The 26,106-nt window shown below is 61.1% G+C and carries 24 protein-coding genes and 4 tRNA genes; 15 read left to right on the forward strand and 13 right to left on the reverse strand.

Translation table 11 applies throughout. The annotated features are described in order from the left end of the window. The first annotated feature begins 63 nt into the window (after positions 1 to 63). The gene (locus KVQ74_RS05675) at positions 64 to 3,012 is read left to right on the forward strand and encodes a DUF748 domain-containing protein (protein WP_217830027.1); all 2,949 of its coding nucleotides are present in this window, start codon (positions 64 to 66) and stop codon (positions 3,010 to 3,012) included. Then, complete coding sequence (locus tag KVQ74_RS05680) at positions 3,009 to 3,308, forward strand: DUF2845 domain-containing protein (RefSeq protein ID WP_404822660.1); 300 nt, start codon at positions 3,009 to 3,011, stop codon at positions 3,306 to 3,308. The genes KVQ74_RS05675 and KVQ74_RS05680 overlap by 4 nt, the downstream gene beginning before the upstream one ends. Before the next feature lie 165 nt (positions 3,309 to 3,473). Here KVQ74_RS05680 and KVQ74_RS05685 read toward each other — a convergent pair whose 3' ends face one another. Together KVQ74_RS05685 and KVQ74_RS05690 are read right to left on the reverse strand one after the other, a co-directional pair. Next, on the reverse strand, positions 3,474 to 3,830 hold the full coding sequence (locus tag KVQ74_RS05685) for a BON domain-containing protein (protein WP_096820895.1): 357 nt from the start codon (positions 3,828 to 3,830) through the stop codon (positions 3,474 to 3,476). A gap of 299 nt (positions 3,831 to 4,129) precedes the next feature. Further along, positions 4,130 to 4,546 (reverse strand): pilin, encoded by a 417-nt coding sequence (locus KVQ74_RS05690; protein ID WP_217830029.1) that lies wholly within the window; start codon positions 4,544 to 4,546, stop codon positions 4,130 to 4,132. 228 nt (positions 4,547 to 4,774) lie between these two features. Here KVQ74_RS05690 and pilB point away from each other — a divergent pair, with 228 nt between their 5' ends. Genes pilB through yacG form a run of 5 tightly spaced genes read left to right on the forward strand, consistent with a single transcriptional unit; the run spans position 4,775 to position 9,386 of the window. After that, positions 4,775 to 6,475, forward strand: a complete 1,701-nt coding sequence (gene pilB / locus KVQ74_RS05695) for a type IV-A pilus assembly ATPase PilB (RefSeq protein ID WP_217830030.1) — start codon at positions 4,775 to 4,777, stop codon at positions 6,473 to 6,475. A gap of 2 nt (positions 6,476 to 6,477) precedes the next feature. Beyond that, positions 6,478 to 7,695 (forward strand): type II secretion system F family protein, encoded by a 1,218-nt coding sequence (locus KVQ74_RS05700; RefSeq protein WP_217830031.1) that lies wholly within the window; start codon positions 6,478 to 6,480, stop codon positions 7,693 to 7,695. Between the two features lies 1 nt (position 7,696). Then, on the forward strand, positions 7,697 to 8,569 hold the full coding sequence (locus KVQ74_RS05705) for a prepilin peptidase (RefSeq protein ID WP_217830032.1): 873 nt from the start codon (positions 7,697 to 7,699) through the stop codon (positions 8,567 to 8,569). Next, positions 8,566 to 9,189 carry a dephospho-CoA kinase gene (coaE, locus tag KVQ74_RS05710; protein WP_217830033.1) on the forward strand — a complete coding sequence of 208 codons (624 nt, stop codon included), beginning with the start codon at positions 8,566 to 8,568 and terminating at the stop codon, positions 9,187 to 9,189. Before KVQ74_RS05705 ends, coaE begins: the two co-directional genes overlap by 4 nt. Beyond that, positions 9,186 to 9,386: a DNA gyrase inhibitor YacG gene (gene yacG, locus KVQ74_RS05715; protein ID WP_217830034.1), complete on the forward strand. Its 201-nt coding sequence runs from the start codon at positions 9,186 to 9,188 to the stop codon at positions 9,384 to 9,386. The genes coaE and yacG overlap by 4 nt, the downstream gene beginning before the upstream one ends. A 6-nt stretch (positions 9,387 to 9,392) precedes the next feature. Here yacG and KVQ74_RS05720 read toward each other — a convergent pair whose 3' ends face one another. Then, positions 9,393 to 9,608: a hypothetical protein gene (locus KVQ74_RS05720; protein WP_007959584.1), complete on the reverse strand. Its 216-nt coding sequence runs from the start codon at positions 9,606 to 9,608 to the stop codon at positions 9,393 to 9,395. Between the two features lie 65 nt (positions 9,609 to 9,673). Further along, complete coding sequence (locus KVQ74_RS05725; protein ID WP_217830035.1) at positions 9,674 to 10,363, reverse strand: energy-coupling factor ABC transporter permease; 690 nt, start codon at positions 10,361 to 10,363, stop codon at positions 9,674 to 9,676. Positions 10,364 to 10,468: 105 nt separating this feature from the next. Between KVQ74_RS05725 and KVQ74_RS05730 the strand changes: the two genes are divergently transcribed. The 4 genes from KVQ74_RS05730 (at position 10,469) to KVQ74_RS05745 (ending at position 13,463) form a co-directional block, all read left to right on the forward strand. Further along, on the forward strand, positions 10,469 to 11,095 hold the full coding sequence (locus KVQ74_RS05730) for a DUF1780 domain-containing protein (RefSeq protein ID WP_003228301.1): 627 nt from the start codon (positions 10,469 to 10,471) through the stop codon (positions 11,093 to 11,095). A 135-nt stretch (positions 11,096 to 11,230) separates the two neighbouring features. Next, positions 11,231 to 11,404 carry a DUF3094 domain-containing protein gene (locus tag KVQ74_RS05735; RefSeq protein ID WP_007909875.1) on the forward strand — a complete coding sequence of 58 codons (174 nt, stop codon included), beginning with the start codon at positions 11,231 to 11,233 and terminating at the stop codon, positions 11,402 to 11,404. Positions 11,405 to 11,464: 60 nt separating this feature from the next. Then, positions 11,465 to 12,763: an NAD(P)/FAD-dependent oxidoreductase gene (locus KVQ74_RS05740; RefSeq protein ID WP_217830036.1), complete on the forward strand. Its 1,299-nt coding sequence runs from the start codon at positions 11,465 to 11,467 to the stop codon at positions 12,761 to 12,763. Between the two features lie 292 nt (positions 12,764 to 13,055). Then, on the forward strand, positions 13,056 to 13,463 hold the full coding sequence (locus tag KVQ74_RS05745) for an HvfA family oxazolone/thioamide-modified RiPP metallophore (RefSeq protein ID WP_217830037.1): 408 nt from the start codon (positions 13,056 to 13,058) through the stop codon (positions 13,461 to 13,463). A gap of 74 nt (positions 13,464 to 13,537) precedes the next feature. Here KVQ74_RS05745 and KVQ74_RS05750 read toward each other — a convergent pair whose 3' ends face one another. From KVQ74_RS05750 to rluD, 8 genes are all read right to left on the reverse strand, one after another. Next, positions 13,538 to 15,163: a methyl-accepting chemotaxis protein gene (locus tag KVQ74_RS05750; protein ID WP_217830038.1), complete on the reverse strand. Its 1,626-nt coding sequence runs from the start codon at positions 15,161 to 15,163 to the stop codon at positions 13,538 to 13,540. Between the two features lie 165 nt (positions 15,164 to 15,328). After that, a tRNA-Pro gene (locus KVQ74_RS05755) sits at positions 15,329 to 15,405 on the reverse strand. A gap of 94 nt (positions 15,406 to 15,499) precedes the next feature. Continuing rightward, positions 15,500 to 15,575: transfer RNA gene (locus tag KVQ74_RS05760), tRNA-Lys, on the reverse strand. 5 nt (positions 15,576 to 15,580) lie between these two features. Next, positions 15,581 to 15,657, reverse strand: a tRNA-Pro gene (locus KVQ74_RS05765). Positions 15,658 to 15,666: 9 nt separating this feature from the next. Beyond that, a tRNA-Asn gene (locus KVQ74_RS05770) sits at positions 15,667 to 15,742 on the reverse strand. 296 nt (positions 15,743 to 16,038) lie between these two features. Further along, positions 16,039 to 18,603 carry an ATP-dependent chaperone ClpB gene (gene clpB / locus KVQ74_RS05775; protein WP_217830039.1) on the reverse strand — a complete coding sequence of 855 codons (2,565 nt, stop codon included), beginning with the start codon at positions 18,601 to 18,603 and terminating at the stop codon, positions 16,039 to 16,041. 125 nt (positions 18,604 to 18,728) lie between these two features. After that, positions 18,729 to 19,451 (reverse strand): peptidoglycan editing factor PgeF, encoded by a 723-nt coding sequence (gene pgeF / locus KVQ74_RS05780; protein ID WP_217830040.1) that lies wholly within the window; start codon positions 19,449 to 19,451, stop codon positions 18,729 to 18,731. Continuing rightward, on the reverse strand, positions 19,448 to 20,410 hold the full coding sequence (gene rluD / locus KVQ74_RS05785) for a 23S rRNA pseudouridine(1911/1915/1917) synthase RluD (protein ID WP_217830041.1): 963 nt from the start codon (positions 20,408 to 20,410) through the stop codon (positions 19,448 to 19,450). The genes pgeF and rluD overlap by 4 nt, the downstream gene beginning before the upstream one ends. Positions 20,411 to 20,561: 151 nt before the next feature. On the opposite strand from rluD, the gene KVQ74_RS05790 reads away from it, so the two are divergent. The 4 genes from KVQ74_RS05790 (at position 20,562) to KVQ74_RS05805 (ending at position 24,858) form a co-directional block, all read left to right on the forward strand. After that, entirely contained in the window at positions 20,562 to 21,578 is a 1,017-nt protein-coding gene (locus KVQ74_RS05790) for an outer membrane protein assembly factor BamD (protein ID WP_217830042.1), read from the forward strand. A gap of 124 nt (positions 21,579 to 21,702) precedes the next feature. Then, on the forward strand, positions 21,703 to 21,936 hold the full coding sequence (locus tag KVQ74_RS05795; protein WP_217830043.1) for a PP0621 family protein: 234 nt from the start codon (positions 21,703 to 21,705) through the stop codon (positions 21,934 to 21,936). Then, the gene (locus tag KVQ74_RS05800; RefSeq protein ID WP_217830295.1) at positions 21,926 to 23,515 is read left to right on the forward strand and encodes a sensor histidine kinase; all 1,590 of its coding nucleotides are present in this window, start codon (positions 21,926 to 21,928) and stop codon (positions 23,513 to 23,515) included. Before KVQ74_RS05795 ends, KVQ74_RS05800 begins: the two co-directional genes overlap by 11 nt. After that, complete coding sequence (locus KVQ74_RS05805; protein ID WP_217830044.1) at positions 23,512 to 24,858, forward strand: sigma-54-dependent transcriptional regulator; 1,347 nt, start codon at positions 23,512 to 23,514, stop codon at positions 24,856 to 24,858. The genes KVQ74_RS05800 and KVQ74_RS05805 overlap by 4 nt, the downstream gene beginning before the upstream one ends. A 103-nt stretch (positions 24,859 to 24,961) precedes the next feature. Here the strand turns inward: KVQ74_RS05805 and thiO are convergent, their stop codons facing one another. After that, positions 24,962 to 26,062 carry a glycine oxidase ThiO gene (gene thiO, locus KVQ74_RS05810; protein WP_217830045.1) on the reverse strand — a complete coding sequence of 367 codons (1,101 nt, stop codon included), beginning with the start codon at positions 26,060 to 26,062 and terminating at the stop codon, positions 24,962 to 24,964. Positions 26,063 to 26,106 lie beyond the last annotated feature (44 nt).

The following is a 26,106-nucleotide window of genomic DNA, read 5'->3' on the forward strand; positions in this document are numbered from 1 at the left end:
AAAGCGGGCGCACTTCGGAACCGTAATCGCGTGCCATACTCCAAGGCACTCCGATTCAGACAGATGAAGCCGCACATGCCCAAAGGATTGATTCGCGCGACTGGCGCCCTGTTGACCGCTCTGGCCCTCTACAGCCTGCTGGGGTTTCTGATCTTGCCGGGCATTGCGCTTCGCGTGGTCAACCAGCAACTGGCCAACTACGCGACCGTGCCCGCGCACCTTCAACGCATCGAACTCAATCCGTTCAGCCTTGAAGTCACCCTGTGGGGGCTGGTGATCGGCGAGCCGGGCAAGGAACAAGTCGGCTTCGAACGCCTGTACGCCAACCTGCAACTCGACAGCCTGTGGACAAAAGCCCTGCACCTGTCCGATATCGAGCTGGAAAAATCCAGGACTGAAATCCTCTTCGCCAAGGACGGCCAGCTCAACCTGCTCGGCCTGTTCAAACTGCCGGCCAGCGAACCGACCCCGGCCGATCCGGATGCCAAGCCGTTTCCGCTGCGCATCGACCGCATCAAGCTCGCGGGCGGCGCCTTGCATTTCGAGGACGCGCGTCCGAGCGAGCCCATCGAATTCGTCTACGACGCCCTCGACTTCGAACTGAAAAATCTCAGCACCCTGCCCGAGGACAGCGCCGACATGACCCTGGTCGCGGTGGGGCCGGCGGGCGGGCGAATCGACTGGGCCGGCAACTTCAGTCTGATCCCACTCACCTCCGAAGGCACGCTGAAAATCACCGACGGCAAGATGAAGTCGTTCTGGCCCTATGTGCGCGATGCAGTGCCGCTGGTGCTGGAAGACGGCGTGGTCAGCCTCAGCACCGAGTACAAGCTCAACCTGTCCAAGGAAACCGAACTGCTGCTGAACAACGTCGCGGTGAGTGTCGCGCCGTTCGCGATCAAGGCACCGGACGGTCGCCCGCTGGCCAGACTCGAACGCCTGGACGTCAGCGAAACCACGGTGGATCTGGCCAAACAGCAAGTGGTGGTCGGCAAGATCCGCAGCCAGAAACTGGAAACCTGGGCGGCTCGCGAAGCCGACGGGCAACTGGACTGGCAAAAACTGTTCGCCAGTCAGCCATCGAAACCGGCGGCCAAGGCCGCCGCAGAACCGAAGTCCGCTCCAGCGGCCGCCGACTCGCCGAAGGAACCGGCCGCGCCGAGCAAGCCCTGGCAAGTGCTGCTCAAGGATGTGCAACTGCGCAACTATCAAGTGCATCTGGCTGACCGCCAGGCACAGCCGGCCGTGGCGCTGGAAGTCGGGCCGCTGAACGTCGACCTGCAGAATTTCGACAGCCTCAATGGCTCGCCCTTCAACCTCAAGCTCGACACCGGGCTGGGCAAGCAGGGCAAGATCAGCGCCGATGGCGTGATCAATCTGGCGCCGGTCACCGCCCAGCTCAACGTGAAGACCCAGGACATCGACCTGCGTGTCGCCCAGTCCTACATCACCCCGTTCATTCGCCTGGAACTGCGCAGCGGCATGCTCGGCAGCGACCTCAAGGTCAACCTGAAGAGCACCGAGCCACTGGCGCTCAGCGTCACCGGACGTGCCCAGGTCGATCAGTTGCACACCCTCGACACCCTGAAGACCCGCGACTTCCTCAAGTGGCAGCAAGTGGTGGTCGAAGGTTTGAACTACCAGCACGGCGACAGCCTGTCGATCGACCGGATCAACCTGTTCCAGCCTTACGCGCGCTTCATGATCAATGATGACCGCACCACCAACATCGATGACTTGCTGGTTCTGCAACCGGCGGACGTTGCGGCCAAACCGGCAGCAGCCAAGCCCGCCAGCAATGAAAAACCGCTGGGTATTCATATCGGCGGAATCGCCATCAACGATGGCTCGGCCAACTTCGCCGACTTTAGCCTGACCCCGAACTTCGCCACCGCGATCCAGCAGCTCAACGGCCAGATCGGCACCATCGACAGTCGCCAGGCAAAACCGGCCAGTGTCGACGTCAAGGGCAAGGTCGATCGCTATGCTCCGGTGACCATCAAAGGCGCAGTCAACCCGTTCGACCCGATGGCCAGCCTCGACATCGCCACCAGCTTCAAACGGGTCGAGCTGACGACCCTGACGCCCTACTCCGGCAAGTTCGCCGGTTACCGCATCCGCAAGGGCCGGCTCAATCTCGACCTGCATTACCTGATCACCAAGGGCCAGCTCAAGGCCGAAAACAAAGTGGTGGTTGAACAATTGCAGCTGGGTGAGAAAGTCGACAGCCCGGACGCCGTGAGCCTGCCGCTGAAACTGGCGATTGCGCTGCTCAAGGACGTCGACGGCAAGATCTCCATCGAGCTGCCGGTCACCGGCGACTTGAACAACCCGCAATTCAGCGTGATGCCGATCGTCTGGCAGACCCTGCGTAACCTCATCGTCAAGGCAGCGGCCGCACCGTTCAAACTGATCGGCGGGCTGGTCAGCGGCGGCGGTTCCGAAGACCTCGGCACCGTCTCTTTCGCCCCCGGCTCCAGCGACCTGAGCAAGGACGCCGAAGCGGCGCTGGTCAAACTGTCCCAGGCCTTGAAGGAACGTCCGGCACTGCGCCTGGAGATCGAAGGCACCGCCGCGCAAAGCAGCGACGGCCCGTTGATCGCCGAACAGCGTCTGGAACGTGAATACCAGTACAACTACTACAAGATGCTCCAGCGCCGTGGCGACAAGGTGCCGGCCCAGGCATCGCTGTTGCAGGTGCCGGATGGCGAGAAAGGCCCGTTGCTGGAAGGCATCTACCGCACCCGTCTGAAAACCCAGCCGCCGGCCGAGTGGAAGGATCTGGGCAAGGAAGAACGCACGGCGAAAATGCGCGCCGACGTGATCAAGTTCTGGAGCTCCAGCGATGTGCTGCTGCGCCAGCTCGGTCAGGATCGCGCCAGCAGCATCAAGGACTATCTGGTGGACAAGGGCCAACTGGCCGACGACCGCGTGTACTTCATCGACGCCAATCTCGGCGAGGCGGAGAGCGATGGCCGGGTGGTGACACAAATGCATCTGGATGCCGAATGATGAGCCGCATACTGCTTGCTGCATTGGGGCTGGCGTTGATCGCCAGCCAGGCTGCCGCGTCCGATACCCTGCGCTGCGGCAGCCAACTGGTGAGTCTTGGCGACCGTGCCAGCGAGGTGCTGCAAAAATGCGGTGAGCCGGTCAGTCGTGATCTGCTCGGTTACAAGCGCAGCGCCAACCGTCGTGAAGAGTTCCAGGTCGAGGAATGGACCTACGGCCCGAGCAACGGCATGTACCAGTACCTGCGCTTCGAAGGCAGTCGCCTGAAACAGATCAATAGCAAGCGCGGCAACTGACCTCCCCGCTTTTCCTGCCCCTGAAATAGAACAGGCCCCGACACAAGTGCCGGGGCCTGTAATGGCCACCTCCGTGTGGCCGTTCGCATGAACTCTAAAGTGCGGCAGACGTATTGCTCGGCCCGCCTGTCGCGTCTTCTCCCGGTCCAGGCGAGAAGTCTTGCCTTACTCGGCTTTCAGGCCGTCGGCGGAAACGGCCTTGACGCCTTTGATCTTCTTGGCGATGGCCACGGCGGTGGTTTTCTGAGCCTCGGTGATGGCAACGGTAGAGGACAGGGAAACGACGCCTTTGTTGGTTTCTACTTTGATGTCAGTGCCTGGAATGCCTTTTTCGGTGACCAGATCGCTTTTGACTTTGGTGGTGATCCAGGTGTCGGAAGTAGCTTCTTTGGCCTTGGTCATTTCACCGGCAGCCAGGGTCATCGGCGCCTGGGTTGCCTGGGTGGATTGTGCAAACGCACCGGTGGCCATGGTCAGGGTCAGCGCGGTAGCAGCAGCGGCAGTGATAGCGAACTTCTTCATACGAGTAACTCCTGTTTTTCTGGAAAGTCTGCTGGATTTCTTTTCAGCAGGGTTACGAGAGATATTGCGAACGCTGTGCCAACTTTGAACATCGAAATAAATTCATATAAATCAACAAGTTATAAAAATAGCGAATTTTCGGAATCATGCAAATTGCACGAGCACCGAATAATCTGCATGCAACTTGCAGATTTGCCCTGGCGGCTTAAGGCCATGAATCCTCAGGACTTTTCATTGCGGTATGTCAGGCAAAAAAAAGCCCCGCCAGAATCGGCGGGGCGGGGTGTTTCGCAGTCAGATCAAACGCCGGTGCATTGCTTCGGCAGGTAGTCCTGAGCGGCGGTGCTGGTGCAAGTCCAGCCGTTGGTGGCATCGCGGGTCAAGGTAATGGTTTTGCTCAGCACGGGGGCAGGCGCATTGACCAATGTGCAGACGATGGTGCCAGCACCGGTGGCCGCCGTACCCGTCACGGTCAGCGTGCAGTTGCTGGTGGCCGCTGCACCACCAGGCCCGGTGTTGGCCGTGGTGGGAGCAGTACCGGCATTGATGACATCCTCATACGGCACCTTCATCGCCGAAATCTCGGCCAGCCCCGCCGTCACTTTCGACCGCGCCTGGTACTTGGAGTATTGCGGCAATGCCACAGTGGCCAGAATGCCGATGATCGCCACGACGATCAGCAGCTCGATCAGAGTGAAACCTTTTTGGTTGTTCATAGACAGGCTCTCCATGCATGAGTCGAAGTCTCATGATCTGAACAGGTCTCAGCACAGCCCATGCCAACCGGCTGCAAGCCGCGTCTGCTGGGCGTGGCGCCACTGAGTGACGGTTTCCTACAACCTGCAACCGCACTATCTGACACTTTTTGTCACCTGCACCGAGGGTGTTTGGCGCTGTCACTTGACTAGGCTATAAGTCATGAACTGTCTGCGTCCGGGATTCCCATGAATGACATCGCTCTGAGCGGTCTGGCCAAACGATTGGTGCAGGCCGAACTGCTGACGGAAAAAAGCGCCCAGCAAGCCTGGCAACAGGCCCAGCGCAATCGCCTGTCGCTGGTCAGCTATCTGGTACAGAACAAACTGGTGAAGAGCTGGCAGGTCGCCGAGATCGCGTCGGAGCATTTCGGCGTGGCCTTCCTCGATCTCAACTGCCTGGACAAGGAAACCCAGCCCAAGGGCCTGGTCAGTGAAAAACTGGTGCGCCAGCATCACGCCCTGCCCCTCTGGCGGCGCGGCAACAAATTGTTCGTCGGCATCTCCGACCCGAGCAATCATCAGGCGATCAACGACATTCAGTTCAGCACCGGGCTGAGCACCGAAGCCATCCTGGTCGAGGACGACAAGCTCACCGACGCCATCGAAAAATTCTTCGACACCCACGCCAGCGGCCTCGAAGACATGGCCGACGTCGATCTCGACGGGCTGGACATCGAATCCATCGACGACGACAAACAGGAGGCCATCGGCGGGCTCGACGCCGACGATGCGCCGGTGGTGCGCTTCGTCCACAAGATGCTGCTGGACGCGATCAAGAGCGGCTCGTCCGACCTGCACTTCGAGCCCTACGAAAAAAACTACCGGGTGCGGGTGCGCACCGACGGCATCCTGCGCGAAGTCGCCAGGCCGCCAATTCAATTGGCCAGCCGTATCGCCGCACGCCTGAAAGTCATGGCCAGCCTGGACATTTCGGAACGCCGCAAACCCCAGGACGGACGCCTGAAAATGCGCCTGTCGAAGAGCAAGTCGATCGATTTCCGGGTCAACACCCTGCCGACCCTGTGGGGTGAAAAAGTGGTGATCCGGATTCTCGACCCCACCAGCGCGCAAATGGGCATCGACGCCCTCGGCTACGAGCCGGAGCAGAAGGAGCTGTACCTCGCCGCGCTCAAGCAGCCGCAAGGCATGATCCTGGTCACCGGCCCGACCGGCTCGGGCAAGACCGTTTCGCTGTACACCGGCCTGAACATCCTCAACACCGTCGACATCAATATTTCCACCGCCGAAGACCCGGTGGAGATCAACATGGAAGGCGTCAATCAGGTCAACGTCAATCCACGCCAGGGCATGGACTTCGCCCAGGCCCTGCGCTCGTTCCTGCGTCAGGACCCGGACGTGATCATGGTCGGCGAGATCCGTGACCTGGAAACCGCCGAGATCGCGATCAAGGCCGCGCAGACCGGTCACCTCGTCCTGTCGACCCTGCACACCAATAGCGCGGCGGAAACCCTGACCCGCCTGCACAACATGGGCATTCCAGGCTTCAACATCGCCACCTCGGTCAGCCTGATCATCGCCCAGCGCCTGGCGCGCAAATTGTGCAGCCACTGCAAGAAGCCCATCGAGATCCCTCCCGAGACACTGCTCAGGGAAGGCTTCCCCGAGGAACGCATCGGCAGCTTCACGATCTATGAACCCGCCGGTTGCGATCACTGCAACGGCGGTTACAAGGGCCGCGTGGGGATTTATGAAGTGGTGAAAAATACCGCCGAGCTGCAACGGTTGATCATGGCCGAAGGCAATGCGCTGGAAATCGATACCCAGATGCGCCGGGACGGCTTCAACGACCTGCGCACCGCCGGCCTGCACAAGGCCATGCAAGGCATCACCAGCCTTGAGGAAATCAACCGGGTCACCAAGGACTGAACATGGCGGTCAAGGCAGCGAAAATCAGCGTCTACGCCTGGGAAGGCACGGACAGGAAAGGCAGCAAGGTCACTGGCGAGTTGAGCGGGCAGAACCCGGCACTGATCAAGGCGCAACTGCGCAAGCAAGGCATCAATCCGGGCAAGGTACGCAAGAAATCCGCCTCACTGCTCAGTTTCGGCAAACGCATCAAGGCCCAGGACATCGCCCTGTTCACCCGGCAGATGGCAACGATGATGAAGGCCGGCGTGCCGCTGTTGCAGTCGTTCGACATCATCGGTGAAGGCTTTGAAAACCCGGCGATGCGCAAGCTGGTCGACGAGGTCAAGCAGGAGGTCGCCGCCGGTAACAGCTTCGCGGCGGCACTGCGCAAGAAACCGCAGTATTTCGATGAACTGTATTGCAACCTGGTGGATGCCGGCGAGCAGTCCGGTGCCCTCGACACCCTGCTGGAACGGGTCGCGACCTACAAGGAAAAGAGCGAGAGCCTCAAGGCCAAGATCAAGAAAGCCATGACCTACCCGACGGCCGTGGTGCTGGTGGCGGCCGTCGTGACCGGGATCCTGCTGGTGAAAGTGGTGCCGCAGTTCCAGTCGGTGTTCTCCGGTTTCGGTGCCGAGCTGCCGGCCTTCACCCTGATGGTGATCAGTCTCTCGGAATTCATGCAGCAATGGTGGTGGGCGATCCTCGGCGCCCTGGTGGCGGCGTTTTTCGGCACGCGCCATGCGCTGAAAACCTCCCAGCCCCTGCGCGACCGTCGCGACGCCTGGCTGCTGAAACTGCCACTGGTGGGCACGCTGATGTACAAGTCTGCCGTGGCGCGTTTCGCTCGTACCCTGTCGACCACGTTCGCCGCCGGGGTGCCGCTGGTGGAAGCCCTGGACTCGGTGGCCGGTGCCACCGGCAACGTGGTGTTCAAGCGGGCGGTGCAGCGGATCCGGCAGGATGTCGCCACCGGCATGCAGTTGAATTTTTCGATGCGCGCCACCGGCGTCTTTCCGAACATGGCGGTGCAGATGACCGCGATCGGCGAAGAGTCCGGCGCGCTGGACGAGATGCTCGACAAGGTCGCAGGATTCTACGAGGACGAAGTGGACAACATGGTCGACAACCTCACCAGCCTGATGGAGCCGTTCGTCATGGTGATACTCGGGGTGATCGTCGGCGGGCTGGTGGTGGCGATGTATTTGCCGATTTTCCAACTCGGCTCCGCGATCTGACATGCCTGTCGACGAACTCTTCAGTGTGTATCCGTTGGCTTTTGTCTTCACCGCCCTGCTCGTAGGGCTGGTGGTCGGCAGTTTCCTCAACGTGCTGGTCTGGCGCCTGCCGAAAATGCTTGAGCGCGACTGGCGCCAGCAGGCCCGCGATGTCCTCGGCCTGCCCGGCGAAACGCCACTGCCCACCTACAACCTGATGCTGCCGCATTCGCAATGCCCGCATTGCGCCCACCGTATCCGCGCGTGGGAAAACATTCCGCTGCTCAGTTACCTGTGGTTGCGTGGACGTTGCTCGGCGTGCGCCGCGCCGATCAGCAAGCGTTATCCACTGACCGAACTGGCCTGCGGCCTGCTCTCGGCCTTCATTGCCTGGCATTTGGGTTTCGGCTGGGCCGCCTGCCTGTTGATCGTCCTGACCTGGGGCTTGCTGGCGATGAGCCTGATCGACATCGACGTCGGATTGCTGCCCGATGTGCTGGTGCTGCCGCTGCTGTGGCTGGGGCTGATCGTCAACAGCTTCGGGGTGTTCGTCTCGCTGCATGAGGCGCTGTGGGGCGCGGTGGCGGGTTACATGGCGCTGTGGTCGGTGTTCTGGCTGTTCAAACTGCTGACCGGCAAGGACGGCATCGGTCACGGCGACTTCAAGCTGCTGGGCCTCTTGGGGGCCTGGGGCGGCTGGCAGATCCTGCCGTTGACCGTCCTGCTCTCATCGTTGGTGGGGGCCATTCTCGGGGTGATTTTGCTCAAGCTGCGCGAGCAGAACACATCGACGCCCATCCCCTTTGGTCCCTATCTGGCAATTGCCGGCTGGATTGCCTTGCTCTGGGGTGGTCAAATAACCGACTTCTATTGGCAGTTTGTCGGTTTGAAATGAATACCCCTGTGGAAAAACCCTGGATTCTCGGCCTGACCGGCGGCATTGGCAGCGGCAAAAGCGCGGCCGCGCAGCACTTCATCGACCTCGGCATCCATGTGGTCGACGCCGATCACGCGGCGCGCTGGGTGGTCGAACCGGGGCGCCCGGCGCTGGCGAAAATCGCCGAGCATTTCGGCCCCGGCGTCTTGCAGGCCGACGGCACACTGGACCGCGCGGCCCTGCGCAAACTGATTTTCGAAGTGCCGCAAGAGCGGCGCTGGCTCGAAGCCTTGCTGCATCCGTTGATCGCCGAGGAAATCGCTCATCACCTGGCGCAGGCAAAATCGCCTTACGCGATTCTGGTTTCGCCGCTGTTGATCGAATCAGGGCAATACGCGATGACCCAACGGATCCTGGTGATCGACGCCCCGCAACAATTACAGATCGAACGCACCCTGCAACGTGACCAGACCAGCGAGCAGCAGGTTCAGGCGATCCTCAAGGCGCAATCGAGCCGTGAAGACCGCGTGAGCCATGCCGATGACGTGGTGGTCAACGACCGCGACCTCGCCTGGCTGCACGGCGAGGTGGAGCGTCTGCACGATTTTTACCTGACTTTAAGTGGAGGCCGATCATGAGCCAGACCCCAACCGTCAACTGCCCGACCTGCGGCGCGCCGGTGGAATTCATTCCCGAGAACACATTCCGCCCGTTCTGCTCGGATCGCTGCAAGCTGATCGACCTCGGTGCCTGGGCTGCCGAAGATCACAAGATTCCGGTCGCCCCGGATGCCGAAGACGAACTGTTTTCCAGCGATTTCGACCCGCGCCACTGATCCCGCTCAGGGCCGCATAAAGCCGTAGTCCTGATCGTCGTCGAGGTTTTCCGCCAGAAAGCGCAACTCGTCGGCCAGGTCTTCGGCGTTGCGCACCGCCTTGCTCTGCTGCACCACCGCACTGAGCAAGGCGCGCAGGCTCAGGCCCGGATCGAACCCCACCTCCTGCGCCATCTCCAGACTTTGCCGGGTTTCCTGCCTCGCCCACTCGTAAACACTCATGTCGCTGCTCCTGAAGGGATTTGGCCGAGCATGAAATGCCGCGCGCGCGGTGTGATTGATGTGGATCAAGAATCGCGATCGTCGTCTTTCCAGGGCGCTGAAAGGTAGCGGGTGCGGTTGAAGGTCTCCAGCCATTCCGGGCAAAACACCACCAGCGCGCTGACCACCATGCCGTTGATGAACGCTTCGGGAAAAATCAGCAGCCACAGGTAACCGATGAAGTCCTCAAGCCATTCGGGCATGGCGAACAGGCCGTCGTACCACAGCAGGGTCAGGCTCAGCGTCAGGCACAGCAACGCCGAGAGCGCGGCGGCAAAGAACCCGGAACAGAAGATATACACAAACGGATTACGCGGCTGCGCCCGCTCGACCAGGATCGCCAGGCATTCAGTGATCAACACCGGCAGCAAAATGAACAACGCCCCGTTGACCCCGAGGGCCGCCAGATCCTGCCGGCCGAGCAGTACCAGGCCGAGTTGCGCCACCAACCCGCCGACGATTGCCAGCGGCCAGTCGAGCAACAGCGTCACCGCCGTCATGCCGATGAAATGGTAAGACACGCCAGTGTCGAAATCCCTGCGCACCAGCCACAACAGAAACAGTGCAAATACCGTCCCGAACAACAAATGCTGACGCCGATTGTCACTGAACAATTCGACCCACGGAGCGCGGCAGACCGCCCAGACCAGCACTGGCAGGTAGACCAGCCAGCCCAGTGTCAGGCTCGTGGACGACAGCAGTTCAGCACCGATCATGACTCCTCCCTGACCAATTCCCCTACAGGGGTGATTCGTCGCAGTCTACACCGCACGCCTGCGCAAATTTTCTGCTTGTCGCATTTGAACGCTAAGCTTGGGCCTATGGATGACTCAGATTACCTACGCCTGCTGACCATCGCGGCCGAGCAAGCCAACGCGTTCCTGTCCAATGCCCGCAAATGGGAGCGTGAGCGTTGGGTCTGCCAGCGCCTGCTGCAAGGCTTGAACATTCCGTACCGCGCCGACGAATTTGCCCCCGCCGGGGAGCCGCCGGACGTGTTGTTCCGTGATGCCAATTTCGAAGTGTTTTTCGTGCTCGATGAGGGGCGACGCCTCAACGACGAATGGCGCGACGAGTTGCAACGCCGGCGCAGTGCGTTTTCCCTCAGCCAACTGGTGCGGCGCGAAGCCAAGCCACGGCGGATTCCGGCCAATGAATTTCTGCTCAGACTGGCGCCGACCCTGCGCAAAAAAGCGCACAACTACAAGGAGCGCGGCATGGATCTGGGGGAGCTGGACATCATCGCCTTCGCCAGCCTCAAGCGCGAAGTGCTGGATCTGAACAGCCACTTTCCACCGCCGACCGAATATTTGCGTCAGGGCTGGCGCTCGTTGTCGCTGGTCGGCCCGACGTTCGCCCGCGTGCTGTTCGCCCATCCGGATGCACCGGATTTTCTGCGCAGCAACCTCGGCCGCAGCATCGTGTTCGACGTCGGTATCAGCCTCTAGCAGGATGGCGCGATTGCCGGCCGGATGTTACAAAAGCGCAATCATTCGCCCGGATGACATGCGCCGTTCAACGCCCGCAGACAAAACGCTGTAACGTCTGCGCATTCAGCAACGTCTATCCCTGACGAGGCCTTTATGACCAGCCGCCTGAACCCCGAAGACCAGAAGCATGTCGAAGAGTACCTGCAATTGTCCCAACACCGTGTCGAGCGCCGGCCTTTCCGGCCGTGGATGCTCCTGGTGCTGGTACTGGCAGTGACCATTGGTCTGGGCCTGTTGAGCCGATTTATCAGTTACCTGACGCTATGAGCAGCATCGCGCTCGCTCGGGTGACCGCACCGATTTCTTTTAGCCTTGCGAGTTATCCCCATGTCCCATCGTATTGTCATTGTCGGCGGCGGCGCCGGCGGTCTGGAGTTGGCTACCCGTCTGGGTAAGACTCTGGGCAAGCGTGGCATTGCCAGCGTGATGCTGGTCGACGCCAACCTGACCCACATCTGGAAACCGCTGTTGCACGAAGTGGCCGCCGGATCGCTGAACTCTTCCGAAGATGAACTCAACTATGTCGCCCAGGCCAAATGGAACCACTTCGAGTTCCAGCTCGGGCGCATGAGCGGGCTCGATCGCGCGCAGAAGAAAATCCAGCTTGCCGCCACCTACGACGAAAACGGCGTCGAACTCGTACCGGCGCGGGAAGTGCCTTACGACTCGCTGGTGATTTCGGTCGGCAGCACCACCAACGACTTCGGCACCCAGGGCGCGGCGCAGCATTGCCTGTTCCTCGACACCCGCAAACAGGCAGAGCGCTTCCACCAGCAGCTGCTCAACCACTACCTGCGCGCTCACGCCGGACAGAACGACGATGTCGCGCAGATCAGCGTGGCAATCGTCGGCGCCGGTGCGACCGGGGTCGAGCTGGCAGCGGAACTGCACAACGCTGCGCATGAACTGGCGGCCTACGGCCTCGACCGGATCAAACCGGAGAACATGCACATCACCCTGATCGAAGCCGGGCCACGGGTGCTGCCTGCCCTGCCGGAGCGAATCAGCGGCCCGGTCCACAAGACCCTGGAGAAACTCGGGGTCAACGTGATGACCAACGCGTCGGTCAGCGAAGTCACCGCCGACAGCCTGATCACCGCCGACGGCAACGAAATCAAGGCCAGCCTGAAAGTCTGGGCCGCCGGTATTCGCGCGCCGGGTTTCCTCAAGGACATCGACGGTCTGGAAACCAATCGCATCAATCAACTGCAAGTGCTGCCGACCTTGCAGACCACCCGCGACGAAAACATCTTCGCCTTCGGCGACTGCGCCGCGTGCCCGCAACCCGGTTCCGACCGCAATGTGCCGCCACGCGCGCAAGCCGCGCACCAACAGGCGTCGCTGCTGGCCAAATCGCTGAAACTGCGCATCGAGGGCAAGTCCCTGCCGGAGTACAAGTACACCGACTACGGCTCGCTGATTTCGCTGTCACGTTTCTCCGCCGTGGGTAACCTGATGGGCAACCTGACCGGCAGCGTGATGCTCGAAGGCTGGCTGGCGCGGATGTTCTACGTGTCGCTGTACCGCATGCACCAGATGGCGTTGTACGGACCGTTCCGCACGGCCATGCTGATGCTGGGCAGCAAGATCGGACGCGGCACCGAGCCACGCCTGAAGCTGCACTGATGTAAACCCCGTGGGAGCGGGGTTGCTCGCCAAAGCGCCGGGGCAGACAGTAATGAATTGCCGCCCCCTGCATTCGCGAGCAACCCCGTTCGCACAATTGTTTGAACAGCACAAACCCTGAAGATCTGTTTCCTACTGTATCCCGCCCCACCTTTCCCACCTTCGCTTACAAACTCCCCCGCTGCACGACACAGACGCGATACACCGCCCCCGCCTAATGGCCACACCCGAGCACAACGGCTCCGGCTAATCCCAAACGCGTGGTTGCGCTGTGCAACCGAAGGAGAATGCAATGTCCCGTACTTCGAAACCTACCAAGAACTCCATTGGCCTGGTCGGCGCTGTCCTGGCCGGTGGCCTGATGCTCTCGGGCTCGGTGTTCGCCGCGCAGCCGCTGACCCAGGGCTACATGGTCGCCTCGGCGGAAACTTCGGTGAAAACCCCGGAAGGCAAATGTGGTGAAGGCAAATGCGGCGATGCGTCGATGGCCAAAACCGACACCGATGGCGACGGTAAAGTCTCCCGTGCCGAATTCCTGAAAGTCGCGCCGAAGTCCGACTTCGACAAGATCGACACCAACCACGACGGCTTTATCGACGAGCAAGAGGCGTACAACAACGTCAAAGCCAACTTCGAAGCCAATGGCAAGAAAATGCCCAAAGGCCTGTTTGAACATCTGAAAGATCAAGACGGCGCCTGATTGCCTTTCAACTCCGGAAAAAACCAAGCCGCGGCTTTCTCTCGAAAGGCGCGGCTTTTTCACATCGGCCGAAGTTACAACTGGAAGCGCCGTACCAGGCCTTGCAGGGCATTGGCCAGTTGCGACAGTTCGTGGCTGGAGGCACTGGTCTGATCGGCACCCGCTGCAGAGCGCACCGACAGATCGCGAATGTTCACCAGATTGCGATCCACTTCCCGCGCCACTTGCGCCTGTTCTTCGGCGGCGCTGGCGATCACCAGATTGCGTTCATGAATCTCGTGTACCGAAGCCGTGATGGTCTGCAGCGCTTCGCCGGCGCGCTCGGCCAGAACCAGCGTGGTGGCGGCCCGCGAAGCGCTGGCCTGCATCGAATCGAGCGCCAGGCTCGAACCGTTGCGCATGCCTTGCACCATCTGCTCGATCTCTTGCGTCGATTGTTGCGTGCGATACGCCAGCGCGCGCACCTCATCGGCAACCACGGCAAAACCACGCCCGCTTTCCCCGGCACGCGCGGCCTCGATCGCCGCATTGAGCGCCAGCAGGTTGGTCTGCTCGGCAATGGCGCGAATCACATCCAGTACTTTGCCGATGTCCTGAGACTGGTTCGCCAGAGCCTGCACCAACCCGCCGGTGTGCTCCACGTCGCTGGCCAGAGCATTGATCGCGCTGGCGGTTTCACTCACGCGCTCCTGCCCCAGATGCGCCGACTCGCTGGACTGTCGGGTTGCATCGGAGGTCGAAACGGCATTGCGCGCGACTTCTTCCACCGCGGTGGTCATCTCGTTGACGGCGGTCGCCGCCTGCTCGATCTCGTTGTTCTGTTGCTGCAGCCCCTGAGTACTGTCGAGGGTCACGGCATTCAGTTCATCAGCGGCAGTCGCCAGTTGCGTGGCCGAACCGCTGATGCCCTGCAGGGTTTCGCGCAGATTCTGTTGCATGGTCGCCAGCGCCTTGAGCAGACGGCTGACCTCGTCATTGCCATGGGTTTCGATGGGCCGGGTGAGATCGCCGTTCGCCACGCTCTCGGCTGCGCTCACGGCGTTGCTCAGCGGGCGCACGATGCTGCGCGTGAGCAACATCGCCAGAGCCACGGTGGCGAGCGCCGCCAGGGCAATGAACAGGCTGACGATGGTGCGTGAGGTTGCGTAGTGGGCAGCAGAGTTCTCGCTCTCAGCGGCGACCTGTTTGGCGAACAGATCCGCCAGGTCGCTGAGCTGCTTGCCGGAACCGTCGACCACGGTCTTCATGTCGACCAGCAGCAGCTTGGTCAGCTCGTCACGCTTGCCCTGCTCGGCGAGGACAAAGGATTGGGCGATGCCGGAACGGTAGGCGGCGAAGGTTTTCTTGAACTGGTCATATATCTGCTTGCCTTCGGGGGTGACCACCAGTTTGTCGTAGGCAGCGATTTTCTCGCTCAACTCCTTGTCACGGGTGTCCATCTGGCTGCGGTAAGTGGCGACGTTCTTCGGATCGGGATCCAGCGCCATGCGCAGGGAGATGGTGCGGATGCGCAACATGATCTCGCGGATCTCGTCGCCCCCACGGATGCTGGGCAGCCATTGGGTTTCCACCGCGACTTCGCTGTCGCGGATGCTCGACATCTGCCCCAGCGAAAACACCCCGAGCAACGCCACCAGCACCGCGATCAGGGCGAAACCCAGTGCGGCACGGGGAGCAATATTCAACTGACGAAGCAACATGAAGAACGCCCTTTTTCTTGTAATGGCCAGATTCAAAGGGGCGAATGACCCGGCAGGCCCCTTTTGTTAGCGGGCTATCGGCATGTTGTACGACGACTTGAATGAAACTTCACTTTTTCGGGACAAAAAAAATCCCCGTATCTTTCGATACGAGGATTTTTAATATGGTCGGGGTAAGGGGATTCGAACTCCTGACATCCTGCTCCCAAAGCAGGCGCGCTACCGGACTGCGCTATACCCCGGTAAAAAAAAGGCGACCTTTCAGTCGCCTTCCTCGATCAGCGCTTTTGGCCTCTGATCTTAAGATTCGATTCCAGTGTTACCTGGTTTCAAAAATGGTGGGTCGTGTGGGATTCGAACCTACGACCAATTGGTTAAAAGCCAACTGCTCTACCAACTGAGCTAACGACCCAAAAATGGTCGGGGTAAGGGGATTCGAACTCCTGACATCCTGCTCCCAAAGCAGGCGCGCTACCGGACTGCGCTATACCCCGGTTTGAAATTGGCTCCGTGACCAGGACTCGAACCTGGGACCCAATGATTAACAGTCATTTGCTCTACCGACTGAGCTATCACGGAACAACATATTTCAAGTTACAACTGTGAGGCTTGCCTCACCTCTGCCACCCGTTCGCATCGCTGCGTTCGTGTGTCTGAGGCGCGCTATTCTACAACCTAGAACACCTCTGTCAACCCCCTAAATCGCTTTCAAGTTAATGATTTGCAACTTATTTCAGATTTCTGCCCAGTGAGCTGAAACCTTGTGGGTGACTGACTGCGGGGCGCACTTTACAAGCCTTTTCCTTAGAGTTCAACAGCCTAACGAAAAAAAGGCCTCGCAAAGCGAGGCCTTCCTGTTTTTACACCGTCGAGTATCAGTTGAATGTGATCTCGTCGTTCTCCACGACACCCTGAGCAGTCTCGCCCGGCAGGAAACGCCCCGACAGGATCAACTGCGCCAACGGGTTCTCGATCCAGCGCTGGATCGCCCGTTTCAGCGGCCGTGCGCCATAGACCGGGTCGTAACCGACGGCAATCAGCTTGTCCATTGCTTCCGGGCTCAGTTCCAGCTTCAGCTCGCGCTCGGCCAGACGGCTGCGCAGACGGCCCAGCTGGATCTCGGTGATGCCGGCAATCTGATCCCGCGCCAACGGCTCGAAGATCACCACTTCGTCGACCCGGTTGATGAATTCCGGACGGAAGTGCGTGGAAATCGCATCCATCACCGCCGCACGTTGCGCCTCACGATCTCCGACCAGCTCCTGGATCTGCATCGAACCCAGGTTGGAGGTCATGACGATCACGGTATTGCGGAAATCCACCGTGCGCCCGTGGCTGTCGGTCAGGCGGCCATCCTCCAGCACTTGCAGGAGGATGTTGAACACATCCGGGTGAGCCTTCTCGACTTCATCCAGGAGGATCACCGAGTAAGGCTTGCGCCGTACCGCTTCGGTCAGATAACCGCCCTCTTCATAACCGACGTATCCCGGTGGCGCACCGATCAGCCGCGCCACGGAATGTTTCTCCATGAATTCGGACATGTCGATCCGCACCATCGCCTCTTCGGTATCGAAGAGGAACTCGGCCAGCGCCTTGCACAACTCGGTTTTACCGACACCGGTCGGGCCGAGGAACATGAACGAGCCGCTCGGACGATTCGGGTCCGACAACCCCGCGCGCGAGCGCCGTACTGCGTTGGCCACCGCCACCACCGCTTCGTCCTGCCCGATCACGCGCTGATGCAACAGGCTTTCCATCTTCATCAGTTTGTCGCGCTCGCCTTCGAGCATTTTCGATACGGGGATGCCGGTCCACTTCGACACGACCTCGGCAATTTCCTCTTCGGTCACCTTGCTGCGCAGCAACTGGTTCTCGCTCTTGCCGTGCTGGTCGACCATTTGCAGGCTGCGCTCCAGATCCGGGATCACCCCGTACTGAAGTTCGGCCATGCGGTTCAGGTCGCCCTTGCGGCGGGCGGCTTCCAGTTCCTGGCGGGACTGTTCGATCTTCTGTTGAATCTGCGCAGAACCCTGCACCTCGGCTTTCTCCGAGTTCCAGACTTCTTCCAGATCCGAATACTCACGCTCGTGGCGGTCGATTTCCTCCTGGAGTTTTTCCAGGCGTTTCTTCGCCGCGTCGTCGCTTTCTTTCTTCAGCGCCTGGGACTCCACCTTCAACTGAATCAGGCGACGCTCCAGACGATCCAGCACTTCCGGCTTGGAGTCGATTTCCATACGGATGCGGCTGGCCGCTTCGTCGATCAGGTCGATGGCCTTGTCCGGCAACTGCCGGTCAGTGATATAGCGATGGCTAAGCTTCGCCGCCGCGATGATCGCGCCGTCGGTGATCGCCACTTTATGGTGAACCTCGTAGCGCTCCTTGAGGCCACGCAGGATCGCAATGGTGTCTTCCTCGCTCGGCTCGTCCACCAGCACTTTCTGGAAGCGCCGCTCGAGAGCCGCGTCCTTCTCTATATATTGGCGGTACTCGTTGAGCGTGGTCGCACCGACGCAATGCAACTCGCCACGGGCCAGGGCCGGTTTGAGCATGTTGCCCGCATCCATCGAGCCTTCGCCCTTGCCGGCGCCGACCATGGTGTGCAGTTCGTCGATGAACAGAATGATCTGCCCTTCCTGCTTCGACAGTTCGTTGAGCAGCGCTTTCAGGCGCTCTTCGAACTCGCCGCGATACTTGGCGCCGGCAATCAGTGCCCCCATATCGAGGGACAACAGACGTTTGCCGCGCAGGCCATCCGGCACTTCGCCATTGATGATCCGCTGCGCCAGACCTTCGGCGATCGCGGTCTTGCCCACACCCGGTTCACCGATCAGCACCGGATTGTTCTTGGTACGGCGCTGCAGAACCTGAATGGTGCGGCGGATTTCGTCGTCACGGCCGATCACCGGATCGAGCTTGCCGTCTTCGGCGCGCTTGGTCAGGTCGACAGTGCATTTATCCAGGGCCTGACGCGACTCTTCGTGGTTGGCGTCATTGACCGCCTCGCCGCCGCGCAGGTTGTTGATCGCGTTCTCCAGCGCCTTCTTGCTCACACCCTGGCCGAGCAGCAACTTGCCGAGCTTGCTGTTCTCGTCCATGGCGGCGAGCAATACCAGCTCGCTGGAAATGAACTGGTCGCCCTTCTGCTGGGCCAGGCGATCGGCCTGATTGAGCAGGCGCGCCAGATCCTGCGACATGTTGACGTCGCCGGTCGGGTTCTGGATTTTCGGTAATTGATCGAGCTCTTTGGTCAGCTCTTTGCGCAGGCTGTTGACGTCAAAGCCGACCTGCATCAGCAGGGGCTTGATCGAACCACCCTGCTGCTCAAGCATGGCCTGCATCAAGTGCGCCGGCTCGATGGCCGGATGATCGTGGCCGACGGCCAGGGATTGGGCGTCGGACAAGGCTAACTGTAATTTGCTGGTTAAACGGTCTATACGCATGGGTCACCTTCCTTTTGAGCAGGCCGGACCTGAGAACCATCCTGAATGAAGAAACCTGCCAGATACCGCTATAGATGCGGTCGATTCTGGAAGATTCAAGCGGCAGACGTTTGATGCAGATCAGTCTAGCGGGTGAGCCAGACCAGGGAGGCGAACCGACCGGTGCGTGAGGCACGGCGGTAAGAGAAGAAGCGCGGATCGCTGACGGTGCAGAAACCGCCACCATACACTGCCGTGACACCGCGAACCGCCAGACGCAGGCGCGCCAGCGTATAGATGTCGGCCATGAACTTGCCGGGGTTTTGGCTCGGGACGAAAGCCGTCGCCGCTTCCGGCAATTGGTCGACGAAGACTTCCCGCACTTCCGGGCCGACCTCGAAGGCTTGTGGACCGATGGCCGGGCCGAGCCAGACCAGCACCTCTTCGCCCGGCACCTGCAGGCTGTCGAGGGTAGCCTCCAGCACGCCGGCCGCCAGACCACGCCACCCGGCATGGGCGGCGGCAACGCGAGTACCGGCGCGGTCGCAGAACAATGCCGGCAGGCAGTCCGCCGTCATCGCCGCACAGGCAATGCCCGGCGTGGCGGTCCAGCTGGCGTCGGCGGTCGCGACCACGCCCGGGTCGGCATGAGCCACGGTGATGCCGTGGACCTGCTGCAACCAGGCAGGCTTGATTGAAAAATGATCAGTGAGCCGCCGACGGTTTTCGGCAACCGCCTGCGGCAGATCATCGACATGATCGCCGAGATTGAGGCTGTCGAACGGCGCTTCGCTGACGCCGCCCTCGCGGGTGGTGACACAGGCCTTGACGCTGGCCGGCGCGGGCCAGTCCGGCGTCAGCCAGTTCATCCGACGAATGCCTCGCGATCCTGCTTGAGCAGGGTCAGCAGCCAGACCAGATCTTCCGGCAGCGGCGATTCCCAGCTCATGCGCTCACCGGTGGTCGGATGATCCAGCTCGAGGAATCGCGCGTGCAGGGCCTGACGCGGGAAGTGCTTGAGGGATTCGACCATGGTCTGGCTCGCGGCCGGCGGAATGCGGAAACGACCGCCGTACGCCGGATCGCCGACCAACGGGAAGTTGATGTGGGCCATGTGTACGCGGATCTGGTGGGTCCGGCCGGTTTCCAGCTTCACGCGAACGTGGGTGTGGGAACGGAAGCGCTCCAGCACGCGATAGTGGCTGACGGCAGGCTTGCCACCTTCCATCACCGCCATGCGCTGGCGCTGCTGGCCGTGACGACCGATCGGGGCATTGATCTTGCCCCCGGCGGTGACCACGCCGATCACGATGCACTCGTAGATCCGGCTGACGCTGCGGCTCTGCAATTGTGCAACCAGTTTTGTCTGCGCCTGAATGGTCTTGGCCACCACCATCAGACCGGTGGTGTCCTTGTCCAGACGATGGACGATACCGGCGCGCGGGACATTGATGATGTCCGGCACGTGATGCAACAGGGCGTTGAGCAGCGTGCCATCGGCGTGGCCGGCGGCCGGATGCACCACCAGGCCCGCAGGCTTGTTGATCACCAGGATGTCGTCGTCTTCATAGACGATGTCGAGCTCGATGTCCTGGGCGATCCACTCGCCCTGGGCTTCCTGCTCGGCGGTCAGTTCAAGGACGGCACCGCCATGCACGATGTCGCGCGGGCGGATGACCGCGCCGTCCACAGTCAGGCGACCTTCTTTGATCCAGGCGGAAAGGCGCGAGCGTGAGTGCTCTGCGAAGAGTTGGGCGGCGACTTGATCGAGGCGTTGGCCGCCCAAATCGGACGGCACCTCTGCGCGAAGTTCAATTTTATCGGACATGCTCGGACTGGGCGTCGGCACAGCCTTTGGTTTCGGCTGCGCGCTTGTGGTTAAATACGGCGTCTTTTGCCCCGAGGCTTTTCAACGGGGCGCTCATCATAACAGGACGGCCCCGCCCAAGACAGCGGCCGTCATAGGGACGCAAGCCGCCATGCAAGTGAAACACCTGCTGCTGATCGCCATCCTCGCATTGACCGCTGCTTGCTCATCGAAGGAAGTCGTAGACGAAAACCTGAGCGAAGCCGAGCTGTACCAGCAGGCTCAGAACGACCTGGATAACAGCAGCTATACCAGCGCCACCGCCAAGCTGAAGGCTCTGGAATCGCGTTATCCGTTCGGTCGCTACGCCGATCAGGCACAGCTGGAACTCATCTACGCCAACTACAAGAACGCCGAGCCCGAGGCTGCAAAGTCCGCCGCCGAGCGTTTCATTCGTTTGCATCCGCAGCATCCGAACGTGGATTACGCGTACTACCTCAAGGGTCTGACCTCTTTCGACCAGGACGTCGGCCTGCTGGCGCGCTTCCTGCCGCTGGACATGACCAAGCGTGACCCGGGTGCCGCCCGCGACTCCTACAACGAGTTCGCCCAGCTGACCAGCCGCTACCCGAACAGCCGCTACTCGCCGGACGCCAAGCAGCGCATGATCTACCTGCGCAACCTGCTGGCAGCCTACGAAATCCACGTGGCCGACTACTACCTGACCCGTCAGGCCTACGTCGCCGCCGCCAACCGTGGCCGCTATGTAGTGGAAAACTTCCAGGAAACCCCTTCGGTCGGCGACGGCCTGGCGGTGATGACCGAAGCCTACCAGCGTCTGCATCTGGACGAACTGGCGGCCACCAGTCTGGAAACCCTGAAGCTCAACTACCCGAATCATCCGAGCCTGCAGGATGGCCAGTTCGTGCCGTCGGTGGCCGAGGCCGACAACCGTTCGTGGCTGAGCAAGGCCACCCTGGGCCTGATCGAATCCCGTCCGCCGCTGCCGCCGGGAGAAACCCGCGCCAACCAGGACGTACAGAAGCAGTTCCAGGACGCGAAAGACGCAATCCCGAGCGAGCTCAAGCCGAAAGACGAAAACGGCGACGTGATCCCGGAGCCTGAGGCGGAATCCAGCAACAACGACCGCTCGTTCTTCAGCTACATGACCTTCGGTCTGTTCGACTGATAACGCCAGCGACATGAACAGGGAGATCTTCGGATCTCCCTTTTTATTGCCGCATCTTATTGGGCTGTGCGCTTGTCCGGACCTTGGCTAAACTGCCGGATCATTAGCCAAAAAGCCGCCCATCATGCTTCGTTTACTGTTCTGGATTGCCCTGATTGCCGCCGCGCTGTGGCTGTGGCGCAAATTCAAGGCGCCCGCCTCGTCCGCCCAACCGCCGCGCGAGCAAGACGCCGCCCCCATGGTGCGCTGCGCCCACTGCGGCGTACATCTGCCCCGCGACCGCGCGCTGAACCTTCAACAACAGTGGTATTGCAGCCAGGCTCACCTTGAGCAAGGCCCCGGTTCCAGTGATCGCTGAGGCCACCGACGCCAACAGCAAACAGGCTCAGCGTCTGCTGCGCCTCTATCACCTCTACCGCCTGAGCGTCGGCATCACCCTGGTGTTGCTGATTTCCAGCAACATGGACAACCGCCTGCTGACCTCGGCCGACGACGACCTGCTGCGCAATGGCAGTTGGCTGTATCTGGTGCTGAACATTCTGCTGGTGGTGTTCCTCGAAAACATCCGCCGCCCGACGCAGTTATTCGGCCTGGCGCTGATCGACATCCTGCTGCTGTCCGGCCTGTTCTACGCAGCCGGGGGTGTCGCCAGTGCCATCGGCAACTTGCTGATTGCCTCGGTCGCCATCAGCAATACCCTGCTGCGTCGGCGCATCGGCCTGTTGATCGCGGCGATTGGCGCCCTGGGCATTGTCGGGCTGAGTTTCCTGCTCGGTTTCAGCCACCCCCTGAGCGCCAACGATTACCTGCAGGCCGGCACCCTCGGCGCCTTGTGTTTCGCTGCTTCCCTGCTGGTGCAAGGGTTGATCCGCCGCGTGGAAGTCAGTGAAACCCTGGCCGAGCAGCGCGCCAGCGAAGTGGTCGGCCTCGAAGCGCTCAACGCACTGATTTTGCAACGCATGCGCACCGGAATTCTGGTGCTCGACGAGCAACGCCGGGTGCAACTGGCCAACCACAGCGCCAAGGCCCTGCTTGGGCGATCACACCTTGAAGGCCGATTGATCGACGATTACTCCACGGCGCTGGTCGAACGCCTGCAACTGTGGCTGAACAACCCCAGCCTGCGCCCTCAGAGCCTGAAAATCGCTGGCACCGGCCTTGAGCTGCAACCCAGCTTTATCGCTCTGGAGCAAAGTCCCAACCGGCAGACCCTGGTATTTCTCGAAGACCTCGCGCAAATCGCCCAGCAGGCCCAGCAACTGAAACTCGCCGCGCTCGGGCGCCTGACCGCCGGCATTGCCCATGAGATCCGCAACCCGCTGGGTGCCATCAGTCATGCCGCCCAGCTATTGCAGGAATCGGAGGAACTCGACGGCGCGGATCGGCGTCTGACGCAGATCATCCAAGACCATTCCCAGCGCATGAACCGAGTGATCGAAAACGTCCTGCAACTGTCCCGCCGTCAGCAGAGTGCGCCGCAACGGCTGGATCTCAAGCCATGGCTGGGGGATTTCGTCGCCGACAGCCGCGAACAGGCCAGCGAGCACCAGCAGATCCACCTGCGGATCGAACCGGGTGATTTCCGCACCCTGATGGATCCCAACCAACTGACGCAGATTCTCGACAATCTGTTACGCAACGGCTGGCGCCACAGCGCCCTGCTGCATGACCGGGCCGAGGTCTGGCTGGCGCTGTTCATCGACCCCGCGAGCCAGCTGGCGGTGCTCGAAGTGCAGGACAACGGCCCCGGTGTGCCGCTGGATCAGCAGACGCATCTGTTCGAACCGTTCTTCACCACCAGCAGCCAGGGCACCGGCCTTGGGCTTTATCTGTCCCGTGAGCTGTGCGAAAGCAACCAGGCGCGCCTAGACTTCAAACCACGCCAAGGCGGCGGCTGCTTTCGCATCACCTTTGCTCACGGACGGAAACAAAGTTGAACACGAGCCCACGGCAAAAAATCCTCATCGTCGACGACGAACCGGACATTCGCGAACTCCTGGAAATCACCCTGGGACGGATGAAACTCGATACCTTCAGTGCACGCAATCTCGGCGAAGCCCGGGCGCTGCTGCAACGGGAGCGTTTCGACCTGTGCCTGACCGACATGCGCCTGCCCGACGGAACCGGGCTGGAACTGGTCCAGCACATTCAGCAACGTCACTCACAACTGCCAGTGGCGATGATCACCGCTTACGGCAGTCTCGAAACCGCAATCAACGCCCTGAAGGCCGGCGCGTTCGACTTTCTGACCAAACCGGTGGATCTGACGCGCCTGCGTGAACTGGTTGCCAGCGCGCTGCGCATGCCGGCAGCCGGCGGCGTATGCACCTCGATCGACCGACGGCTGCTCGGCGACTCGCCGCCGATGCGCAACCTGCGCAAACAGATCGACAAACTCGCCCGCAGCCAGGCGCCGGTGTACATCAGCGGCGAGTCCGGCAGCGGCAAGGAACTGGTGGCGCACCTGATTCATGAGCAGGGTCCTCGCGCCAGCCAGCCGTTTGTCCCGGTCAACTGCGGCGCAATCCCCTCGGAACTGATGGAAAGTGAGTTCTTCGGTCATCGCAAAGGCAGCTTCACCGGCGCCGTGGAGGACAAGCCGGGCCTGTTCCAGGCCGCCCATGGAGGCACGCTGTTCCTCGACGAAGTGGCGGACTTGCCACTGTCGATGCAGGTCAAACTGCTGCGGGCGATCCAGGAAAAAGCCGTGCGCAGTGTCGGCGGTCAGCAGGAAACCGTGGTCGATGTGCGGGTCCTGTGCGCCACACACAAGGATCTCGAAGCCGAAGTCGCCGCCGAGCGCTTTCGCCAGGACCTCTATTACCGGCTGAACGTGATTGAACTGCGCGTGCCATCCCTGCGTGAGCGTCGTGACGATATCGAGGCGCTGGCTGGGCACATGCTCAAACGTCTCGCCGCCAGTACCGGCCAAGCAGTGGCGCGCTTGCATCCGCAAGCGCTCGAAGCCCTCAAGAACTACCGTTTTCCGGGCAACGTGCGGGAATTGGAGAACGTTCTCGAACGCGCCTACACCCTGTGCGAAAACCGCACGATCGAAGCCGAGGACCTACGCCTGAGTGAAGGTAATTGTGCAGCCGAGGGCGGGATTGCCGATCTGACGCAGATCGACAACCTGGAGGACTATCTGGAGAACGTCGAGCGCAAACTGATTCTGCAGGCACTGGAAGAAACCCGCTGGAATCGTACGGCAGCGGCGCAGCGGTTGAGTCTTTCGTTTCGGTCGATGCGCTATCGACTGAAGAAACTGGGGCTGGATTGAAGCCCCCTTCGCGGGCAAGGTCGCTCCCCCAGGTTAAACGTAACGCCTGTGAGAGCGACCTTGCTCGCGAAAGCAATCGGCCAATCGCCAGAATACTGGCCGCCTAGATCCGCCCGGCCGGCGCATACGGCGCCGGATCGATGATCGGCGTCCGGCCCAGCATCACATCGGCGAACAACTGGCACGAGGCTGGCGCCAGCACCAGCCCGTTGCGGTAATGCCCGCAGTTCAACCACAGTCCATCTAATCCAGGAACGCGACCGATATAGGGAATCCCCTCGGGCGAACCGGGGCGCAGACCCGCCCAGTGCCCCACCACTTCAGCCTGTGCCAGCGCCGGCAGCAACTCCACCGCCGAGGCCTTAAGGCTTTCCAGTGCGTTGTCGGTTGGCGTCTTGTCGAAGCCTTCGTGCTCCAGCGTACTGCCAATCAAAATGTGCCCGTCACGACGCGGGATCGCATAACGCCCCTTCGCCAGCACCATGCTCGGCAGAAAATCCGCCGCGCATTTGTAGAGAATCATCTGCCCTTTCACCGGCTCGACCGGCAATGTCAGGCCCAGGGTCTTGAGCAGTTCGCCGCTCCAGGCCCCGGCGGTCAATACCACCTGATCGCCAGTGATCTGGCCCTGAGAGGTTTCCACGCCGACAACCTGATCGCCGTCACGGACAAATCCGCTGACTTCGCACTGCTCGTGAATCGTCACGTTCGGCAATGCCTGCAAGGCTGCTTTCAGCGATTTCACCAGACGCGGATTGCGCACGTTGGCCACATCGGCCATGTAGATCGCCCGGGAAAATCCGCCACCGAGCACCGGCACCGCATCATGCGCCGCCGAGATATCCACAGCCCGCAGCGGACGGTTTTCCCGCTCGGCCCAGGCCAGCGCCTCGGCCTCGTCATCCAGGTCCAGCCAGTACAGGCCGGTGGTATGCACTTCAGGATCGACGCCGGTATCGGCAAACAGCCGCTCGCCGAGCTGTGGATAAAAATCCTGCGACCAGTGCGCCAGTGCCGTGACCGCCGGGCTATAGCGCCACGGGTACAACGGAGAAACAATGCCACCGCCGGCCCAGGACGACTCCTGGCCGACATTCGAACGATCCAGCAGCACCACGCTGCGTACTTCGGAGGCGAGGTTGTATGCGGTGAGCAGGCCAATCACTCCGCCACCGACGATCACCACTTGCTGTTGCCTGGTCATGTTAGATCCAACCGTAAAAAAGACAGTGGGCACAAAAGGCACCC

The organism is Pseudomonas botevensis, from assembly GCF_019145475.1.
In the GTDB taxonomy this organism is placed as follows: domain Bacteria; phylum Pseudomonadota; class Gammaproteobacteria; order Pseudomonadales; family Pseudomonadaceae; genus Aquipseudomonas; species Aquipseudomonas botevensis.

Excerpts from the sequence above, each read along its gene's own strand:
- KVQ74_RS05675 (WP_217830027.1), top strand. The coding sequence starts at position 64 with ATGAAGCCGCACATGCCCAAAGGATTGATTCGCGCGACTGGCGCCCTG.
- KVQ74_RS05680 (WP_404822660.1), top strand. The coding sequence starts at position 3,009 with ATGATGAGCCGCATACTGCTTGCTGCATTGGGGCTGGCGTTGATCGCC.
- KVQ74_RS05685 (WP_096820895.1), bottom strand. The coding sequence starts at position 3,830 with ATGAAGAAGTTCGCTATCACTGCCGCTGCTGCTACCGCGCTGACCCTG.
- KVQ74_RS05690 (WP_217830029.1), bottom strand. The coding sequence starts at position 4,546 with ATGAACAACCAAAAAGGTTTCACTCTGATCGAGCTGCTGATCGTCGTG.
- pilB (WP_217830030.1), top strand. The coding sequence starts at position 4,775 with ATGAATGACATCGCTCTGAGCGGTCTGGCCAAACGATTGGTGCAGGCC.
- KVQ74_RS05700 (WP_217830031.1), top strand. The coding sequence starts at position 6,478 with ATGGCGGTCAAGGCAGCGAAAATCAGCGTCTACGCCTGGGAAGGCACG.
- KVQ74_RS05705 (WP_217830032.1), top strand. The coding sequence starts at position 7,697 with ATGCCTGTCGACGAACTCTTCAGTGTGTATCCGTTGGCTTTTGTCTTC.
- coaE (WP_217830033.1), top strand. The coding sequence starts at position 8,566 with ATGAATACCCCTGTGGAAAAACCCTGGATTCTCGGCCTGACCGGCGGC.
- yacG (WP_217830034.1), top strand. The coding sequence starts at position 9,186 with ATGAGCCAGACCCCAACCGTCAACTGCCCGACCTGCGGCGCGCCGGTG.
- KVQ74_RS05720 (WP_007959584.1), bottom strand. The coding sequence starts at position 9,608 with ATGAGTGTTTACGAGTGGGCGAGGCAGGAAACCCGGCAAAGTCTGGAG.
- KVQ74_RS05725 (WP_217830035.1), bottom strand. The coding sequence starts at position 10,363 with ATGATCGGTGCTGAACTGCTGTCGTCCACGAGCCTGACACTGGGCTGG.
- KVQ74_RS05730 (WP_003228301.1), top strand. The coding sequence starts at position 10,469 with ATGGATGACTCAGATTACCTACGCCTGCTGACCATCGCGGCCGAGCAA.
- KVQ74_RS05735 (WP_007909875.1), top strand. The coding sequence starts at position 11,231 with ATGACCAGCCGCCTGAACCCCGAAGACCAGAAGCATGTCGAAGAGTAC.
- KVQ74_RS05740 (WP_217830036.1), top strand. The coding sequence starts at position 11,465 with ATGTCCCATCGTATTGTCATTGTCGGCGGCGGCGCCGGCGGTCTGGAG.
- KVQ74_RS05745 (WP_217830037.1), top strand. The coding sequence starts at position 13,056 with ATGTCCCGTACTTCGAAACCTACCAAGAACTCCATTGGCCTGGTCGGC.
- KVQ74_RS05750 (WP_217830038.1), bottom strand. The coding sequence starts at position 15,163 with ATGTTGCTTCGTCAGTTGAATATTGCTCCCCGTGCCGCACTGGGTTTC.
- clpB (WP_217830039.1), bottom strand. The coding sequence starts at position 18,603 with ATGCGTATAGACCGTTTAACCAGCAAATTACAGTTAGCCTTGTCCGAC.
- pgeF (WP_217830040.1), bottom strand. The coding sequence starts at position 19,451 with ATGAACTGGCTGACGCCGGACTGGCCCGCGCCGGCCAGCGTCAAGGCC.
- rluD (WP_217830041.1), bottom strand. The coding sequence starts at position 20,410 with ATGTCCGATAAAATTGAACTTCGCGCAGAGGTGCCGTCCGATTTGGGC.
- KVQ74_RS05790 (WP_217830042.1), top strand. The coding sequence starts at position 20,562 with ATGCAAGTGAAACACCTGCTGCTGATCGCCATCCTCGCATTGACCGCT.
- KVQ74_RS05795 (WP_217830043.1), top strand. The coding sequence starts at position 21,703 with ATGCTTCGTTTACTGTTCTGGATTGCCCTGATTGCCGCCGCGCTGTGG.
- thiO (WP_217830045.1), bottom strand. The coding sequence starts at position 26,062 with ATGACCAGGCAACAGCAAGTGGTGATCGTCGGTGGCGGAGTGATTGGC.